Here is an 18131-nt window from a genome sequence, read left to right on the forward strand (position 1 = left end):
AAGCGCAGCCGTAGGCGTTCCTACGGTAAGGCCCGCAGCAGGGACCACTCCGCGCTCTGGGCTCGTTCAATCACCACTTCAACGCCCCCGCCACCGTGGTGCACCCTGCGGCAGGCAGTCCCGCTATGCGAGGAAGCCCAGCCCCGTACGAAAACCCCCGGGCACACTACGATAAGACATGCCGCCTGCAGGGCAGTAAACGCGCTTTTTGGTTACTTTTTGGCGCTCGGCCAAAAAGTGACCCGCCCAGCAGGGCGGAACCACGCGGTTCAACAGCCGACAGCATGTCACCAACAGCGACCAGCCCAAAAGGCCCCCAACAACTACGTCAAGCCCTCTTAGAACTAGCCCCCCCATACTGATTCATATACCGATACTTCCCAAAGTGATAATGCGCCCGATACCACCGCCCCTCCACCTTCAGGCCATTGAAAATCACCCCCTTGATATCACTCCCCGCCTGCACGATCGCGCGCCGCGTGGCCTTGAGTTCTGATGCCGTGCTGGCATCGGCCCGCGCCACCAGGAACACGGCCCCGGCCTTGGTTGCCAGCACGCCGGCGTCGGATGTGGCCAGCACCGGCGGGGTATCGAGCAGCACCACGTCGTAGCGGTTCCGCAGCGTGGCCAGCAGCGTATCCATGCCGCGCGTCTGCAGCAGGTCGGCCGCCAGCGGCGGTTCCGAGCCGGTGGCGATGAAGTCGAGTCCCGGCACCACGTCGCGCTGCAGGACCTGCTCCAGCGGCGTGCCGGTCAGCAATTCGGTCAGTCCCGGCACGCGCGGCTTGCCGAAATGGTGGTTGAGCCCGCCGCGGCGCAGGTCGGCGTCGACCAGCACCACGCGACGGCCGGCGGTGGCCAGCACCGTGGCGAAATTGGCCGAGATGAACGATTTGCCCACTTCTGGCGCCGGCCCGGTGATCACCACCACGTTGTTGCTGTCGCTGTTGAGCAGCGCAAACTGAAGCGAGGTGCGGAAGCTGCGCAGGCTTTCCACCGCCGGGTCGTCCGGCATGCGCCTGGCGAGCAACTTGTCGATATCGGGCCCGCCGCGCAGGCGCGACTGCGCCGCGCTGTAGGGCACCGTCGCGTACACCGTCATGCCGGTCTCGCGCTCGATCTCGTCCGCGTCGGCGACGCCGCCATCGAACAGCCGGCGCAGCACCACTACCGCGATGCCGGCCAGCAGGCCCAGCAATACCGAGGCCGCGGCGATCAGCTTGCGGTTGGGCTTGACCGGGCGGATCGGCACCTCGGCCGGGTCCACCAGCCGCGCCGTGCCGATCTTGCTGGCCTTGACCAGCCTGAGTTGCTGCACGTCGTTCAGCAGCGACTGGTACATCTCGGTGCTGACCCGGACATCGCGCATCAGCCGCAGCACGTTCTGCTCGATATCCGGCAGGCGCTGGATCTTGCCGCCGACGGCGCCGATCTCGGCGTTCACATCGGCGATCTGCTTGTCCATGATCTCGATCGCCGGATGGTTGGGCGTGAAGCGCGCAATCAGTTCCTGGCGCCGCTGGCGCAGGTCCGCCAGCTTGGTCTGGGCGGCCACGGACTGCGACAGCACCAGCCGCGATTCTTCGTTCAGGTCGATGGTGCCGCGCTGGTTGCGCATGGCGTTGTAGCGCGACTCGGCGCTTTCCAGCTGCTGCTTGAGCTGCGGCAGCTGCGCTTCCAGGAAGGCCAGCGACTTCTCGGCCTCGGCGGCCTTGCGGCGCAGGTTCTGCTCGACATACTCGTTGCCGATCTCGTTCAGGATGGCGGCGGTCTTCTCTGCCGAAGTGCCCTCCAGCGCCACGCCGATCACGCCGCTCTGCTTGCCGCGCTCGGTGATCATCAGCTTGCTCTGCAGGTCGGCAATGGCCACTGCGCGTGGCACGCGCGAGACATGGAACACCGCGCCGGGGCGGCCTTCGAGCTGGCTCACCTCGAGCGTGACCTTGCCGCTGCGGGTCGCCACCGTCAGCGGCACGCCGACGCTGCCTTCGGCCACGGCATCATCGCTGGCAAAGGCCAGGCGGTACTTGTCGTTGCCCAGCGCGGTCACGGTGATCAGCCGGCGCTCCATCGCGGGCGGCACCTCCAGGCGCGATACCGCGATCGCTTCGCTGCCCCAGGCATAGCCGCCCTTGCCGAACAGCCCCGGCTGCGACAGCTCGCGGTTGAAGCCGGCCACGGCCGCGCCGACTACCGGGAAATAGAATGGCGACGCGGAGATGTCGAGCTGCAGCGCGTCGACCGCCTTGCCAACCACCATGCGCGAGCGCAGCAGCTCGATCTCGGTCGAAGGGGCCGGCCTGGCGTCGTAGACCGGCGACACCGTGGCGGTGGGCTTGTTGGTATTGTTGACGCTGCCGCTGTTCTGGTCCTCCACCTGCACCAGGATGTCGGCGCGATAGACCGGCTTGGACAGCAACGCGAACAGCAGCCCGACTGCCATCACCGCCGCGGCGACCGCGAGGAAGGTCCAGCGGTAACGGATCAGCACGTCGACATACGAAGTCAGGTCCGATGACGGCTCATCGCCTTCGGGGGCCTGGGCCTCGTAGTCACGCAGGTTCTTGATGTTGCTCATGTTGCCTCCCCGTAGCGGGTTGCGTGTGCTTCGGATTGAATCTGTGCCGTCCATGCCTGCACGCCCTCGCGGATCAACCCCAGCACGATCAGGAACATCGCCTGCGAGCCGCCGTAGGGATCGGGAATATCCGCCTGCGCCGCCTCGCACAGGCGGAAGGTCTTGCCGCGCGCGCGCGGGAAGCGCTGCTCCAGCCATTCGCGCTGCTCGCTGTCCATCACCAGCACCAGGTCGGCGTCGTCGACCATGTCGTCGTCGAGTTCGCGCGCCCGGTGCGCGCCCAGGTCCAGCCCGTCCTTGGCCAGCAGCCGGATCACGCGCGGATCGGCGCCGGCACCCACCGGCGGCGCCAGACCGGCGGAACTGATGCGGCAGTCGGGCAAGGCCTGGCGCAGCAGGTCTGCTGCCATCGGGCTGCGACAGCGGTTGCCCAGGCACACCACCAGGATCGAGCGGATCATCGCGGCTTCATCGGAAATCAGGGGCGGCGCCTGCAGCATGGCTCAAGGTCGGGTAGCCAGACTGTTGACGCCCACCAGCGGGCTCACCACCAGCGTCATGACGCGGCTCCACCGCACCACTTCGCGCGCGTCCACGTAGACCACGTCCTTGGGCTCCAGCTCGAAGCCTTCGGCAATCGCCAGCGCCACCGGCGAGGTGCCGTCGAGATGGAACACCTTGGCCGAATCGGTGGCGGTCTTGCGGATCACGTAGATTTGCTCGGCGTTGGCGGAGTTGGGGTTCACGCCGCCGGCGTCGCCGAGCGCCTCGTTCAGCGTCATGCGCCCGTTGCGCATCAGCAGCGAGGTCGGCCTGACCACTTCGCCGGTGACGAAGACCTTGCTGTCCTCGCGCTGCTCGACGCGCACGATGTCACCCGAGCGCAGCAGGATGCGTGACGGGTCGACGCCCTTGGCCAGCATCGCGGGGATGTTCACGTACCAGCTGCGCTCGCCACGGGTCACGCGCACGCGGCTGTTGTCGCCGGTGTTGTTGAGCACGCCGCCGGCGCGGTTCAGTGCCTCGACCAGCGTCATCGGCGCGTCGTCGATGGCGAGCATGCCGGGGGTGCGCACTTCGCCGTCGACATAGACGCGCTGACTGCGGAAGCCCAGCACGCGCACCGTCATCTGCGGATTGCGCACCACGCGCGAGAGCACGCGCGCCATCTCGTCGCGCACCTGGTTGGCGGTCTTGCCGGAGACCTTCATCACGCCGGCATACGGGAACTGGATGTCGCCATTGGGGCTGACCACATAGCCCGGCATGTTGGAGCCGCCGGTGGAGGCCGGCACCTCGAAGCCGGCGCCGATGCTGTAGGTCTGGGTCGGAAACACCAGTTCCGGGTGGTCCCACACCACCACCGAGATGATGTCGCCGGGGCCGATCACATAAGGCTTGGGCGTGGCGAACAGTTCTTCGACGCGGTCATTGGTGGGCTTGCTCTTTGCACGCAGTTCGCGCACCAGGTCCATGGTGATGGGGGTGATGTCCGGCTTGGCGTCCGGCCCGACGGCGTCGACGTTCGCGGTCGGGCTGAAGTGCATCCCCGGCGACGCGGCGCAGCCGCCCAGCAGCAGCACGGTGCCGAGCGCGCACAGGCCGGGCAGCAAGCGCCGGAGCGGCTCGCGGGTGGGTTGGGTGAGGCAAGCGGTGCGGCATTGACTGGTTTCCACGACATTGCTCCTGCGTATTAGGCTGGGCCTGCGCCAGCACGGCAGGCCCCCGATGCTCCCAGCCTAGGGCGGCGGTTAGCGTGAATCGGTGCGCTCTCGCACACTGCCGCGGGCGCCCTGGGTGGCCTGCCGCGCACTGGTCGAATGCGCCGCGGGGCATGCATCCCGACGCGGCTCATGGCTGCGGACGGCGCTGGCCGATGGGCCGCGCGGGCGTTCCGCCATACACCGTCCACGCATCGCGCAGCGGTTTGGTGACCACCGTGCGCGGCGCGATCACCGCGCCTTCGGGCAAGGTCACGCCTGGCGAGATGAACGCTTCGGCGCACACCCACACATGGCGTTCCAGCGTGATCGGCGACGCAATCAGCTGGAAGGTTTCGCTGTTGTAATCGTGCGAGCCCGTGCACAGGTGCGAGCCTTGTGACACGATGGCGTAGTCGCCGAGCGTGATCGGACTGATGTTGTAGAGGGTCACGCCGTCGGCGACGGCGGTGTGCTCGCCCATCACCAGGTTCCACGGCGCCCAGATCCGCGCTGCGGGGTAGACCCGCGCGTCGCGGCCGAGGCGGGCGCCGAACAGCCGCAGCAACGCGGCGCGCCAGGCATGCATCGGGCGCAGGCTGGGGCGGAATAGCCACAGCCATACCCAGTTCCATAGCTGCCGACGCACACGGTTGGACAGCGAAAACGACGGGCCGGAGGTGCGATGGGTGTGCTGAATGATCATACGGAGCGTTCCCGGGACGGCAGGCATTGCGGCGATGCTCGCCCGAAGCCGTGCCGCGCATCGGTGCGCCGCGCCACAGAAGCAGGGCGAGAGACCGTCGGACTTGCCGCGGCCGCCATCACGCTCCACGCAGGTGCGCCAGCGCACGGAGCGGCACCCGACGCTGGCGCATGCTGCAGGCAGGACACAGCGGCACAGGTGTGCTTGCCCGCTGCGCCACCGGAGCCATGACGCGATGATGCAACCCTTGCAGCTGCGCGAGACCCCTGCGCCGCTGCCCAGTATCCTGATCTACAGTGCCCCCTTCCATCCATTGATCGGCGGCATGGAGCGATTCGCCGAGGAGCTGGCGAGGGGGCTGACGGAGCTGGGCTATCCCGTCGAAGTGGCTACGCGCACGCCGGCCGCGCCGGGCGACGCCATCACGTTCCCGTTCGCCGTGACCCGGGTCAGCGGCAAGCTGCAGCTGGCGCGCGCCATGCTGCGCCACCGGCGCGTGCTGTTCGTCGGCCTGACCTTTTACGACGTGATGCTGGCCAGCGCGCTGCGCCGGCGCATCGTGCTGACGCACCACGGCCCCTACGTGGTCCATGGCCACAAGCGCGGCACCTGGACCGGTCCGATCAAGCGCTGGCTATCGCGCTTCTACGACGGCATTTGCGTCAGCCACTACCTGGCCGGCTGGCTGCCGGGCTCGCCGCTGGTGATCCACAACGGCTATCGCGACGAACTGTTCGCAGCGGCGCCGCCTGCCTACGCCCGGCCGCCGGGAAGCTTTATCTTCGTCGGGCGGCTGGTGTCGGAGAAGGGCGTGGACCTGCTGGTGCGCAGCTTCGCGCGCCTGCACGCGCAGCACCCGCATGCGCGCCTGACCATCGTCGGCGACGGGCCCGAGCGCGAGGCCCTGGCACGGCTGGCCGACGGGCTTGGCTGCGCGGCCGCGGTGCACTTTGCCGGCTGCCAGTGCGCCGCCGGCGTGGCGGCGCTGCTGGGCCGGCATCGATGCCTGGTGGCGCCGTCGCTGGGCTATGAGTCGTTCGGCATCGTCGCGCTGGAAGGCCTGGCGGCGGGCTGCGAAGTGATCGTCAGCCAGCGCGGCGGCCTGCCCGAAGCGGTCGGCGACTTCGGCTGGGTGGTCGAGCCGGCGCCCGAGCCGCTACATGCGGCCATGGCCGCCGTGCTGGCCGGCTCGTCGCGCCGGGACGAGGCCGGCACGCGCCAGTTCCTGCGCGAGCATGAACGCAAGGCGGTGGCGCACCGCTATGCCGAGGCCATCGCGCGCTTCACCCGGCATCCCAGCGAGCCGCACGAGCCCGTACCGTTCAACCCCGAGCAGCAGGGTTCAGAAGCGGGCCGCTAGGCTTCGCGCCAGCGGTCTTCGTGCGCGGTCAGGCATTTGCGCAGGAAGCCAAGCATGCCGGTGGCGCAATAGACGCTGACGCGGGGCAGGCCGAACGGGTCGTCGCTGGCACGGGCCAGGCCGCGCGCCGTAATGGTGGCGTTGGCGTAGCCGGCCTCGCGCACCATTTCCCGGTGCGCGGCGTCCTGGCTGCCGTAGGGATAGCAGAAGGCGCTCACCGGCACGCCGAGCCACTGTTCCAGCTCGTCCTTGGACGCGGCGATCTGCCGGCGCGCCTCGTGCGGCGCCATGCGGCGCAGGTCGACATGGTCCAGCGTATGCGAGCCGACCTCATGGCCGCGCTGGTGCCATGCGCGCATCTGCGCCACGCTCATCAGCGCCGCCGGACGGATGCCAAGATCCCGGTCCCAGACATTGCTGCCCGACAGCTGGCGCGAGACAAAGTAATTGGTGGCGGTGAAGCCGAGCGCATCCAGCGCGGGCATGGCGTGCTCGAACACGTTGCGGAAGCCGTCGTCGAAGGTGATGCCGAACACCTTGCCGCTGCGCTCGCCGTGCAGGTACGGCATCAGGTCGCGCATGCTCAGGCCGCGATAGCCCAGCCGGTGCATCAGTCGCATCTGGCGGCGAAAGCGCGCGGGCGGCACCCACAGCCCGCGCCCGGGCGAGCGGCGTGGCGGCGGCGCGTCGATCTGGTGGTACATCAGGATCGGAATCGGCATGGCAGGTACCAGGTGCGCGCCATGCGGATGGCGCCGGTGCAGCCCATTCTGGTGCGCTGCGGGGACCGGCTCGGTGCGCTGGTCCACATTGGCCTGGCGGCGCCGGCACTGGCCGGCGCGGGTGTGTGGCAGCGAACAGAGGCCGCGGCCGCGCTGGCTCATGCTGCGGGCACGAGGACGTATGGCCCCGCTTGCCAATGGCGCCAGCCGGGGGGCCAGTGCCAGGCACACAGCGGGCACGACGCGCGCATTCCGGAGATCGCCCTGCACCATGAAATTGCTGCACGTCATACCCTCCATCGACCCCGCCGGGGGCGGGCCCATCGAAGGCATCCGCCAGTTGCGCCAGCCGCTGCGCGAACGCGGCGCCGAGATCGACGTCTGCTGCGGCGATGCACCCGACGCACCGTTCGTGCGCGCCAGCGAGATGAACGTGGTCGCGCTGGGGCCGACCTCGACCAAATACGGCTTCAATCCCAGGATGCTGGCGTGGCTGCGCACCCATGCGGCCGACTACGACGCAGTGCTGGTCGAGGGCCTGTGGCAGTTCCATGCGCTCGCCACCTGCCTCGCGCTGCGCGGCAGCGAGGTGCCGTACTTTGTCTATACCCACGGCATGCTCGATCCGTGGTTCCGCGAACGCTATCCGCTCAAGCATGTGAAGAAGAGCCTGTACTGGCTGCTGGGTGACTACTGGGTGCTGCGCGGCGCGCGCGCGGTGCTGTTCACCTGCGAGGAAGAGCAGAGGCGTTCGCGCAATGCGTTCTGGCCTTATCGCTGCCGCGAGCTGGTGGCCGGATACGGCACCGCGCAACCACCCACCGCGGCCGTGCCGTTGCGCGAGGGGTTCCTCGCCGCGTTTCCGGCACTGCGCGGCAAGCGCATCGTGCTGTTCCTAGGGCGTATACACGAGAAGAAGGGCTGCGACCTGCTGGTCGAAGCCTTTGCCGGCGTGGCCGATGCCGACCCGCGGCTGCAGCTGGTGCTGGCAGGGCCGGTGGAGGCGGCGCTGCGCGAGCGCCTGGTGCGCCAGGCCGAACGCCTGGGGCTGGCGCAGCGGTTCAGCTGGACCGGCATGCTGTCGGGCGACCTGAAGTGGGGCGCCTACCACGCCGCCGAAGTCTTCACCCTGCCGTCGCACCAGGAGAACTTTGGCGTGGCCGTGGCCGAGGCGCTGGGCTGCGGCGTGCCGGTGCTGATTTCGGACAAGGTCAATATCTGGCGCGAAATCGTTGCCGATGGCGCCGGACTGGCCGGCGCCGATACTGCGGAGGGCACTGGCGCGTGCCTGCGCCAGTGGCTGCAGACCGACCCCGGCGCGCAGGCGCGTATGCGGGTGCAGGCGCAAGCCTGCTTCCAGCGACGCTTCGAGGTGCGCCAGAGCGCGCAGCGGCTGCTGGACATCCTGAGCGAGCGGCCGCTGCCGGTGCCGGCCGCCGATGCCGCGGCCACCAGCGCCACGCCGGGCGGCACGCCATGAAAGCGCTGCGCATCTTCGTCTTCGCGGTGCTGTCGCAGGGGCTCGGCGCCATCACCGGCCTGCTGCTGGCGCACTGGCTCAGCGTCGGCGACTACGCGATCTATACCGTCACCGGCGCCATCGTCGGCGCCATGTCGATCGTCACCAAGGGCGGCATCCATTTCGGGCTGAATGCCATCCTGGGGCGCACCTGGCCCGACCGCGAGCGCGCGGCGCAGGCTACGCGCGCCGCGCTGGCGCAGCGCAAGCGCATCTCGGCCTTCCTGCTGCCGCCGCTGCTGATCATCGCCGGCGTGCTGATGTACCGCAACCATGCATCGCTGGCGTTGATCGCCGCCTTGCTGCTGACGCTGCTGACGATGTGGTATTTCGACATGCAGTCGCGCGTGGTGGACCAGGTGCTGCTGTTCGCCAACCGCGCGCCGGCGCTGCAGGCGCTCGATGCCGGCCTGTCGGGCGCGCGGCTACTGCTGTCATGGGGCGTCTACGTGCTGGGGCTGCAGAGCGCGCTGGCCGCCAGCCTGGTCAACACGCTCTTCGCCGGCCTGCGCGTGCCGTTCGTGCGCCGTTGGCTGCGCCGCGAACTGCCGGCGCGGGCGGCCGAGCCGGTGGCCGAGGACCAGCGCTCGATCCGCGCCATCACGCGCCGCCAGATTCCCATGGACGCGTTCTTTTGCCTGCAGTCGCAGTTCGCCTTCGCGATCGTCGCGTTCTACGGCGCGGTCAGCCAGACCGCGGCGATCGGCGCGCTGTCGCGCATCGGCCAGCTGCTGGTGCCGGTCAGCATCGTGGTGGGCGCCTATGTCGTGCCGCGCTTCGCGCAGGCGCGCGAGCACGTGCTGCGCCAGTACCTGGGCTGGCTGCTGCTGGGTTCGCTGCCGGCCGGCACGCTGGTGCTGCTGGCCTGGCTGTGGCCCGGGCTGCTGCTGCGCCTGGTCGGCGCCAACTACGCCGGCCTGACCTCCGAAGTGCTGATCGCCTGCCTGGGCGCCGGCGCCTACAGCATTGCCGGCGTGGCCTGGGAACTGCTGGCCAACCGCGGCCTGAACCACTTCAACTACATGCAGGTGCCGGTGGTGATCGCCTGGTGCCTGGTCGCACCCCATCTGCTCGACCTGTCCACGCTGCGCGGCGTGCTGTGGTTCGAGGCCGGCCTGGCTTCCGGGCTTGGCGCCGCGGTGCTGTGCGAGCTGGCGGGCGCGATCCGTGCCGGACGGCTGCTGCCGCCGCCGGTGCTGAGCGTCGATGGGGGCCGCCCATGAAGGTTCTGGTCACCCACCCCGGCCTGCAGCATTCGCACCAGATGGCGCTGGCGCTCCACGAGCAGGGCCTGCTGTGCCAGTACTGGTCGGGCGTGCCGGTGCGCGGGCCGGGCGAGCCGGTGCCGTGGTGGCTGCCGCCCGCGCTCGGCGCCAAGGTGCGCGAGGTCGGCATTCCGCAGGCGCTGCGCCGCCATCCGCTGTGCTTTCCGGCCATGCTCAAACTGGGCCTGCATCGCCGCGTCGGGCTCAACCGCTATCTGCGCATGTCGCAGTCGGCCTATGCGCACCGCGTGTTCCACCTGTTCGATGCATGGGCGGCGCGACGCGTCGAGGCGCTGCGCCCCGACGTGGTGGTGGCCTACGAGAACTCGGCGATGCAGACCTTCGAGGCGGCGCGCCGTATCGGCGCGCGCTGCGTGCTCGACGCGCCGGCGGTGCATCGCGCCACGGCGGCGGCCCTGCTGGGCCTGCAGCCCGATCCCTACCTGGCCTGCATCGACGCGCGCAAGGACCGCGAGGTAGAGCTGGCGGACCTGGTCATCACTTGTTCTGAATTCGCCGCGCAGACCTACGCGCAGGCCGGCGTGCCGGACGCCAAGCTCAGGCCGATCCTGCTTGGCGCCAGCCTGCCCGGCAACGTGCAGCGGCGGCGCACGCGCGCCGGCACGCGCTTCTTGTACGCCGGCGGGCTGACTACGCTCAAGGCGGTCGACCTGCTGCTACAGGCCTTCGCCATGGTGCGCGCGCGCGTGCCCGAGGCCGAGCTCGCGGTGGCCGGCGGCGGCGCCGAGCCCGCGCTGGCCGCGGCACTGGCGTCGACCCCCGGGGTCAGGCTGCTCGGCGCGCTGCCGCAGCCGGCGCTGTACCAGGAGCTGGCCGACGCCGATTGCCTGGTGCTGCCGTCGCGCTTCGATTCGTTCGGCATGGTGGTGGCCGAGGCGCTTGCCTGCGGCACGCCGGCGCTGGTGTCGGAGCGGGTCGGGGCCAAGGAGATCCTGCAGGAATTCCCGCGCGCGGGCTGGGTCGTCCAGGTCAGCGCGCAATCCTTGTACGACCGCATGCTGGAGCTTGCCACGGTGCGCGCCAGCCTGGACGAGGCGCGCCCGTACGCGAGCCTGGCCGGGGAGAAGTACACCTGGGCCAGGTATCGCCGCGCCGCGGTCGCAACCATCGCGACGCTATGCTGAGCCACTCCGCCGCACCCCTGGCGCCGCCGGCGCGCTCGCGCATCCACCGGCAGGCCCGCACCACCTTCGGCACTGTGTTTTTGCTGGTGTTCCTGGTGGCCGTCCTGGAAGGCGCGGCGCGCAAGTGGATAGCGGGTTCGCTGAGCCTGCCGCTGGTGCTGCTGCGCGACCTGCTGGCGGTCTATGGCGTCTACTACGCCATGCGCTATGGCGGCTTCACGCCGGCGCGGCGGGCGATGCGGCTGCTGCTGCTGTGGAGCGCGCTGGTGCTGGCGTGGGGGCTGGTGCAGGCCATCGCCGGCGACGGCACCCTCGCCATCATGCTGGTCGGGCTGCGCTTCTGGCTGCTCTATGTGTGGTTCGGCGTGGCCGCGGCGCTGCTGCTCGAGCCCGAGGACGTTGCGGCGATCTGCAAGACCACGCTGGTGCTGATGGTGCTGATGGCGCCGCTGGTGGTGATGCAGCACTTCCTGCCGCCCGGCAGCTTCCTGAACCGGCAGGTCGACGGCGACGAAGACCGCGTCTTCATGATGGTCGGCGACATCGTGCGCACCACCGGCACGTTCTCGTTCACGCTGGGCTACACCACCTTCCTGGCGATCACCATGCCGATCGCATTGCAATACGTGATCGGCGGCGACGGCAAGCGGCACTGGCTGTATGCGCTGGTGGTGCTGGGCAGCCTGCTGGTCAGCGTGCTGGTCAGCGGTTCGCGCGCCACCGTGCTGCTGCTGCCGGGCCTGTTCGCGGTGGCGGCGCTGTGCACCCTGATGTTCGGGCGCGCCGTGGCCAAGCGCCGCGTGCTGGTCTGGGTCGGCGTGGCGGTGCTGATGGGAGCGGTCGGCATGGTGGTGTTCAGCGAGTCCGTCGAAAGCACGGTGCAGCGCTTCCACGACGCCGCCGAAGACGAAGACTTCGGCGACCGCGTCGGCACCATGTTCCTGGGCGAGAGCGAGGCCTATGCCAAGCCGACCCTGCTGGGCGCGGGGCTCGGGCGCGGCAGCAACCTGGCCAGCTACCTCGAGCGCGGCGAAATCACCTTCATGCTGTCCGAGACCGAGACCGGGCGCACCATCGAGGAGGCCGGCCTGCTGGGCTACCTGTACGTGGCGCTGAAGTTCGCCGTGTGCGGGGCCGGCATGTGGCTTGCGATCGGCGCGGCGCGCCGCAGCGGCAACTGCTTTGCCATCCTGCTTTGGCTGGTGAGCACGCTGTGCCTGCTGACGTGGTCGCTGATCGGCCAGCTGACCGCGAACGTGCTGGGTTTTCTCTTTGTCGGCTTCACCATGGCGGTCACGCGGCTGGAGCGGCAGGGGCGGCTGACGGGCGCGAACAAGCGCGCGCGGCCGCGGCGACGACACCCGCGCTAGCGGCAGGCGGCGAGCCACGCAACGTACCGGACATCTACATCGGGCATCCACATCGATCCGCGAAGAAAAGCAATATGAGGCTCATCCTGTTCGGTCATCCCGTCTTTTTCGGCAGCCACAGCATGGACCGCTTCGCGGCCATGATCGTCGAAGGCATGCGCGAGCGTGGCCACGAGGCCCAGCTATGGACCCCGCCCGCGGTGCTGGTGCGGCTGTCGACGCGCCCCGGCCTGCGCAAGTGGCTCGGCTACGTCGACCAGTACATGCTGTTCCCCGCGTGGGCCTGGTGGCGGCTGCGGCGCGAGGGCGCCGGCGCGCTGGTGGTGCTGACCGACCATTCGCTCGGCATGTGGATGTGGCTGCTGCACCGGCGCCCGCATGTGATCCACTGCCACGACTTCATCGCCCAGCGCACCGCCGCCGGCGAGTTTCCCGGGCGCCAGCTGTCGGCCAGCGGGCGCCTCTACCAGGCGCTGATCCTGCGCGGCATCGGGCTGGGGCGGAACTTTGTCGCGGTGTCGGAGAAGACTGCGCACGACCTGCTGCGCCTGCATCCGGGCCCTACGCCGCGCGTGCGGGTGGTGCACAACGGCCTCAACTACCCGTTCCGCCCGCTCACCTCCGATGTCGCCATGCGCCGGCTGCGCGCCGCCAGCGTCGACGAGATCGAGCCCGGCATGCTGGTCCATATCGGCGGCAACCAGTGGTACAAGAACCGCGAAGGCGTGCTGGCGCTATACCAGGCCTATTGCGAGGCCAGCAGCGCGGGCGGCGCCGCTGCGGCGCCGCGCCCGCTGTGGATGATCGGCCCCGAGCCGACCCCCGCCATGCGCGAGCTGGCCGCCGGCGCGGAGCGGCTGGGCGGCAAGGTGCGCTTCCTGGAGGGCATGTCCACCGCGGCCGTGCACGCCGCCTATGCGCTTGCGGCGGTGCTGCTGTTCCCGAGTCTGGAAGAGGGCTTCGGCTGGCCAGTGATCGAGGCCATGGCGTGCGGCACCCCGGTGCTGACCACGGCGCGGGCGCCGATGCAGGAGATCGGCGGCGGGCTGGCGCTGCTGATGGAGCCGATGGAACCGGACCAGGCGCAGGCCTGGGCCCGGCGCAACGTGGGCGTGCTGCTGGAGTTGCTGTCGTGGCCGCAGGCGCGGCTCGATCAGCTCTGCGCCGACTCGCTGGCGTGGGTGCGGCATTTCTCCGCGGAACGCGCGCTGGACCAGTACGAGGCCATCTACCTGGCCGCGCTGGCCCCGGCCTCGGCCACTGCGACGACGGAGGCCGAGGCTAGCTGAGATCAATCGAGATCAGCAGAGACCGGAGGGGGGCCCGCACCACGCAGCCGTTGCGCGGGCGCCGGCTCAATGCAGGGTGTAGGCGACGGTCTGGATCACGCCCGCGCCTTCGCGCACCTCGCACAGCACGCGGCTGTGCACCGGCTTCAGGTTGAACGGCGGCGCGGTCAGGACCACGCCGCTCGGCACCATGCGCGCCAGCCGCGTCGAGGCCCCCAGCCGCTTCTTGGCGTTGGGCGGAAAGTCCGGCGTGAGCGGCAGGTGTTCGGTCAGCACCAGCACCTGGTAGCGGTGCAGCTTGGCCAGCACGCGCGCGATCCTGTCGTTGTCCAGGTGCTGCAGCACCTGACGCAGGAACACCACGTCGCCGCCGGGCAGCTCGTCGCCGGCAATGTCGAGGCAGCGGAAATCCACGTCGAGATGGGCGTAGCGCGCACGGTTGGACGCGATCAGCGGCGCCACCACGTCGCAGGCCACATAGCGCCCGCAGGCCGGGCGGAGGTGGCTGCCGATATGGAAGTCGCCGCAGCCCAGGTCGACCACGTCGGGCTTGCGCGGCAGCTCGCGCAGCAGCGCGATGACCGCCTCGGCATAGGGCTTGACGATGCGCGGATCGTGCGAGCCCGTGCCGCTGAAGAAGCCCGGCTCGTCGGCCTCGCCCCACAGGCTGCTGTGGTAGACGTCCGAGAACACTTCGCCCGGCGGCTTGGTGCCGTAGCGCGCGTCATGCTGCTGCTCCTGGCGCACGTGGTAGTACGTGCGCAGCCAGACGGGCACCAGCGGTTTGATGGTTTGCATCAGGCGTTGCGCCAGCGCGGTTTGCGTGGCGGCGGTGTTTTGGCTCATGACGGGTCCCCTCGGATGAATGGCGTATGCCGCCTCTGCGCTCAGGCGACCGCAGAGGCATCTTGCGCTGCAGGCGGCGATACCAGCGCCTGCAGTGCAGATTCCAGTTGCCCCAGCACCGCGTCGCGGCCGAGATGGGCTTCGGCCCAGGCGCGGCCCGCGGCGGCATGCATGGCGCGCCGCTGCGGCTGGCAGGCGAGAGTGGCAATGGCGTGCGCCAGGGCGCTGGCGTCGCCGGGCGGCACCAGCACGCCCACGCGCGCCACCAGGCGGCCCAGCTCGGTATCGGGCTGCGCGGTGGCAATGACCGCGCGCCGGCTCGCCAGCATGCCGGTGAGCTTGGACGGCATCACCAGGTCGGCGGCATCGGCGCGCTGCGGCAGCAGGTGCATGTCCGCGGCCGCCATCATTGCGTGGAACTGTGCCTGCGGCTGCAGCGGCAGGAAATGCACGCGCGCCAGGCCGGCGCAGCGTGCCTGCAGCGCGGCGCGGCCGCTGCCGTCGCCGCACAGCACCATGTGGATGCGCGGGTGGCCCTGCAGCGCCTGCGCGGCATCGGCCAGCACTTCCAGGCCCTGCTTGTTGCCCATGTTGCCGGCGTACAGCGCGACTACCGCATCGGCGGGAATGCCCAGGCCGTGCCGGAACGCCGGCGCCGCCTCGGCCGGGGCCTCGTGCAGATCGGCCCAGTTGGGCAGCAGCTGCAGGCGCGCGGGGCTGACGCCCTTGGCGCGCAGCGCGTCCGCCATCGCCTGCGAGATCGTCGAGACGCGGTGGTAGCGCGTGGTCAGCGCGCGCTCCATGCGCGTGGCCAGGCGGCGCAGCAGCGGATGGCGCAGCACGCCCAGCGCGAACGCGGCATCGACCTCGAGGTCCTGCACGTGCAGCCAGGTGCGGGCGCGCGTGCAGCTGCCCAGCAGCAGCGCCGCCGGGCTGCACATCAGCGTGGGCTCGACCGCGAAGATCACGTCGGGACGCCAGCGCAGCTGCGCCGCCATGCAGGGCACGCTGCTCAGCGCAAAGCTCATCAGGTGCAGGATGCGCAGCAGTCCTGACGGTTTGCGCGGCACCCACACCGGCGCGCGGTAGACCGTCACGCCGCCGTGCCCCTCGCTCGCATAGCGCGCATAGCGCCACGCGCTGTAGCCGTCGCTGACGCGCCACGCGGGGTAGTACGGCGGGGCGCACACCACGCGCACCTCGTGCCCGCGCGCGGCCAGCCATTGCGCCTGCTCGCCGGTGTACTTGCCGATGCCGGTCAGTTCGGGCGCGTAGTTCTGGCAGTAGATCAGGATCTTCATGGCCGCTCCGCGCGCGCTTGGGTCAGGCCAGCGCGGCCGCGATGCCGCCGGGCAAGGTGCCGGTGCGGCACGCCTCTTCGTAGACGCCGCGCAGACCGTCGCGCAGCGCAATGCGCGGGCGCCAGCCGGTGCCCATGATGGCGCTGCTGTCGAGCCGCTTGCGCGGCGTGCCGTCGGGCTTGTCGGTTTCGAAAGCAAGGGCACCGCGATAGCCGGTGACCTGCGCCACCAGTGCCGCCAGCGCGCCGATCGAGACCTCGTCGTCGCTGCCGACGTTGAGGAAGCCCGCGGGCGCGGCGTCGCGGTAGGCCGGCGCGGACAGCGCCATCACGTGCAGGCAGGCACGCGCCAGATCGTCAGCGTGCAGGAATTCGCGCAAGGGCTTGCCGGTGCCCCACACCGACACGCGCGCGCTGCCGGCCAGGCGGGCGTCGTGGAAGCGGCGCACCAGTCCCGGGATCACATGGCTGTTGTCGGGGTGGTAGTTGTCGCCGGGTCCATAGAGGTTGGTCGGCATCACGCAGCGGTAATCGGTGCCGTACTGGCGGTTGTAGCTGTCGCACAGCATGATGCCGGCGATCTTGGCGATGGCGTAGGGCGCGTTGGTCGGCTCCAGCGCGCCGGTCAGCAGCGCGGCTTCGCGGATCGGCTGCGGCGCCAGGCGCGGGTAGATGCAGCTCGATCCCAGAAACAGCAGCCGCCGCACGCCGGCCTGCCAGGCGGCATGGATCACGTTGGTGGCGATGGCGAGGTTCTGGTGGATGAACTCGGCCGGGTAGGTATGGTTGGCATGTATGCCGCCCACCCGCGCGGCGGCCAGGTAGACCGCGTCGATGCGCTGGCTGGTGAAGAACGCCTGCACCTGCCCCTGGTCGCACAGGTCCAGCTCGGCGTGCGTGCGCGTGACGATGTCGGCGCCGCCCTGCGCGCGCAACGCACGCTCGATGGCCGAGCCGACCATGCCGCGATGGCCGGCGACGAAGATGCACGGGCGTGTTGCCAGGGCCTGGTTCATGGGATCCTCGCGGTGGCCGAGCCAGCGGCTACTCAAGATGGTTGAAGGCCTGGAAGCCGGCCAGCCGGACCAGCGCGTCGCGGCGCGCCGCAGCGTAGTCGGCCTCGATCATTTCCCGGACCAGTTCGGCAAAGCCGATGCGCGGGCTCCAGCCAAGGCGCTCGCGCGCGCGGCTGGCGTCGCCGAGCAGCGTTTCCACCTCGGTCGGGCGGAAGTAGCGCGGATCGACCCGCACCACGATCTCGCCCGGCTTGCACGCCGGCGCAATGCCGCCGCGCGCGGGGGGATCGACATGCTCGACGATGCCGACCTCGTCGACGCCGCTGCCATGGAAGCTGATGGTGATGCCGAGCTCGCGCGCCGCGCGCTGCACGAATTCGCGCACGCTGTGCTGTTCGCCGCTGGCGATGACGAAGTCCTCGGCCGCGGGCTGCTGCAGCATCAGCCACTGCATCTCGACGTAGTCGCGCGCATGGCCCCAGTCGCGCAGCGCCGACAGGTTGCCCAGGTACAGCGTTTCCTGCAGGCCCAGCGCGATGCGCGCGATCGCGCGCGTGATCTTGCGAGTGACGAAGGTCTCGCCGCGCACCGGGCTTTCATGGTTGAACAGGATGCCGTTGCAGGCATACATGCCATAGGCCTCGCGGTAGTTCACCGTGATCCAGTAGGCATAGAGCTTGGCCGCGGCATACGGGCTGCGCGGATAGAACGGCGTGGTTTCCTTCTGCGGGATTTCTTGCACCAGCCCGTAGAGTTCGGAGGTGGAGGCCTGGTAGAAGCGCGTGAGCTTTTCCATGCCCAGGATGCGGATCGCCTCGAGCAGGCGCAGCGTGCCGAGGGCGTCGGTGTTGGCGGTGTATTCGGGCTCTTCGAACGAGACCTGCACATGGCTCTGCGCGGCGAGGTTGTAGATCTCGTCCGGCTGCGACTGCTGCACCACGCGCACCAGGCTGGCGGTGTCGGTCATGTCGCCATGGTGCAGGATCAGCCGGCGCTCCTGCGCCTGCGGGTCCTGGTACAGGTGGTCGATGCGCTCGGTGTTGAACAGCGAGCTGCGCCGCTTGATACCGTGGACTTCATAGCCCTTGCCCAGCAGCAGTTCGCACAGGTACGAGCCGTCCTGCCCGGTGATGCCGGTGATCAGCGCGCGCCGGACGCCGTTGCGCCCGCGTGGCGCGGCCCGTTCCGGGCCGGTGGCGGTGATATGACCGAGTGTGTCCAGCTCGTTTGCGCCCATGGCTCTGATCCGTTAGCAAGTGGGGCGACTGTAGCGCCGCGCTGCGGCGCCGCACCGTCTGCTACCCCACACAACGGC

At 69.8% G+C, this 18131-nt stretch carries 15 protein-coding genes; 6 read left to right on the forward strand and 9 right to left on the reverse strand.

Features of this window, described 5'->3' with window-relative positions; genetic code table 11:
- Positions 1-328 precede the first annotated feature (328 nt).
- The 4 genes from MKD50_RS23910 to MKD50_RS23925 all read right to left on the reverse strand — a co-directional run bounded on the left by MKD50_RS23910 (position 329) and on the right by MKD50_RS23925 (position 4984).
- Positions 329-2578 carry a polysaccharide biosynthesis tyrosine autokinase gene (locus tag MKD50_RS23910; RefSeq protein ID WP_115699337.1) on the reverse strand — a complete coding sequence of 750 codons (2250 nt, stop codon included), beginning with the start codon at positions 2576-2578 and terminating at the stop codon, positions 329-331.
- Positions 2575-3078: an arsenate reductase/protein-tyrosine-phosphatase family protein gene (locus tag MKD50_RS23915; RefSeq protein WP_115699338.1), complete on the reverse strand. Its 504-nt coding sequence runs from the start codon at positions 3076-3078 to the stop codon at positions 2575-2577. Before MKD50_RS23915 ends, MKD50_RS23910 begins: the two co-directional genes overlap by 4 nt.
- 3 nt (positions 3079-3081) lie before the next feature.
- Complete coding sequence (locus tag MKD50_RS23920; protein ID WP_501993636.1) at positions 3082-4191, reverse strand: polysaccharide biosynthesis/export family protein; 1110 nt, start codon at positions 4189-4191, stop codon at positions 3082-3084.
- A gap of 238 nt (positions 4192-4429) precedes the next feature.
- The gene (locus MKD50_RS23925; RefSeq protein WP_092314884.1) at positions 4430-4984 is read right to left on the reverse strand and encodes an LbetaH domain-containing protein; all 555 of its coding nucleotides are present in this window, start codon (positions 4982-4984) and stop codon (positions 4430-4432) included.
- Positions 4985-5219: 235 nt separating this feature from the next.
- Here MKD50_RS23925 and MKD50_RS23930 point away from each other — a divergent pair, with 235 nt between their 5' ends.
- Complete coding sequence (locus MKD50_RS23930; RefSeq protein ID WP_252668977.1) at positions 5220-6344, forward strand: glycosyltransferase family 4 protein; 1125 nt, start codon at positions 5220-5222, stop codon at positions 6342-6344.
- Here MKD50_RS23930 and MKD50_RS23935 read toward each other — a convergent pair.
- Positions 6341-7066 (reverse strand): polysaccharide deacetylase family protein, encoded by a 726-nt coding sequence (locus tag MKD50_RS23935; protein WP_252669063.1) that lies wholly within the window; start codon positions 7064-7066, stop codon positions 6341-6343. The genes MKD50_RS23930 and MKD50_RS23935 overlap by 4 nt on opposite strands.
- A gap of 271 nt (positions 7067-7337) precedes the next feature.
- On the opposite strand from MKD50_RS23935, the gene MKD50_RS23940 reads away from it, so the two are divergent.
- From MKD50_RS23940 to MKD50_RS23960, 5 genes are all read left to right on the forward strand, one after another.
- Positions 7338-8546, forward strand: a complete 1209-nt coding sequence (locus MKD50_RS23940) for a glycosyltransferase (RefSeq protein WP_240071355.1) — start codon at positions 7338-7340, stop codon at positions 8544-8546.
- Positions 8543-9808: a hypothetical protein gene (locus tag MKD50_RS23945; protein ID WP_115699341.1), complete on the forward strand. Its 1266-nt coding sequence runs from the start codon at positions 8543-8545 to the stop codon at positions 9806-9808. The genes MKD50_RS23940 and MKD50_RS23945 overlap by 4 nt, the downstream gene beginning before the upstream one ends.
- On the forward strand, positions 9805-10995 hold the full coding sequence (locus tag MKD50_RS23950; RefSeq protein WP_115699342.1) for a glycosyltransferase family 4 protein: 1191 nt from the start codon (positions 9805-9807) through the stop codon (positions 10993-10995). The genes MKD50_RS23945 and MKD50_RS23950 overlap by 4 nt, the downstream gene beginning before the upstream one ends.
- Positions 10989-12365: a hypothetical protein gene (locus tag MKD50_RS23955; RefSeq protein WP_252668979.1), complete on the forward strand. Its 1377-nt coding sequence runs from the start codon at positions 10989-10991 to the stop codon at positions 12363-12365. The genes MKD50_RS23950 and MKD50_RS23955 overlap by 7 nt, the downstream gene beginning before the upstream one ends.
- Before the next feature lie 74 nt (positions 12366-12439).
- Positions 12440-13654, forward strand: coding sequence for a glycosyltransferase (locus MKD50_RS23960; protein WP_115699344.1), 1215 nt, complete (start codon positions 12440-12442; stop codon positions 13652-13654).
- A 66-nt stretch (positions 13655-13720) separates the two neighbouring features.
- On the opposite strand, the gene MKD50_RS23965 is transcribed toward MKD50_RS23960, so the two are convergent.
- From MKD50_RS23965 to gmd, 4 genes are read right to left on the reverse strand one after another with little or no spacing between them, the layout of a single operon-like run.
- Positions 13721-14500, reverse strand: coding sequence for a class I SAM-dependent methyltransferase (locus tag MKD50_RS23965; RefSeq protein ID WP_252668981.1), 780 nt, complete (start codon positions 14498-14500; stop codon positions 13721-13723).
- 41 nt (positions 14501-14541) lie between these two features.
- Complete coding sequence (locus MKD50_RS23970) at positions 14542-15801, reverse strand: glycosyltransferase WbuB (RefSeq protein ID WP_240071358.1); 1260 nt, start codon at positions 15799-15801, stop codon at positions 14542-14544.
- A gap of 22 nt (positions 15802-15823) precedes the next feature.
- Complete coding sequence (locus MKD50_RS23975; RefSeq protein ID WP_252668983.1) at positions 15824-16816, reverse strand: GDP-L-fucose synthase family protein; 993 nt, start codon at positions 16814-16816, stop codon at positions 15824-15826.
- A gap of 28 nt (positions 16817-16844) precedes the next feature.
- Positions 16845-18053, reverse strand: coding sequence for a GDP-mannose 4,6-dehydratase (gene gmd / locus MKD50_RS23980; RefSeq protein ID WP_240071360.1), 1209 nt, complete (start codon positions 18051-18053; stop codon positions 16845-16847).
- Between the last annotated feature and the right edge of the window lie 78 nt (positions 18054-18131).

The sequence above is a fragment of the Cupriavidus mimosae genome (assembly GCF_023952485.1).
GTDB classification, from domain to species: Bacteria; Pseudomonadota; Gammaproteobacteria; order Burkholderiales; family Burkholderiaceae; genus Cupriavidus; species Cupriavidus taiwanensis_C.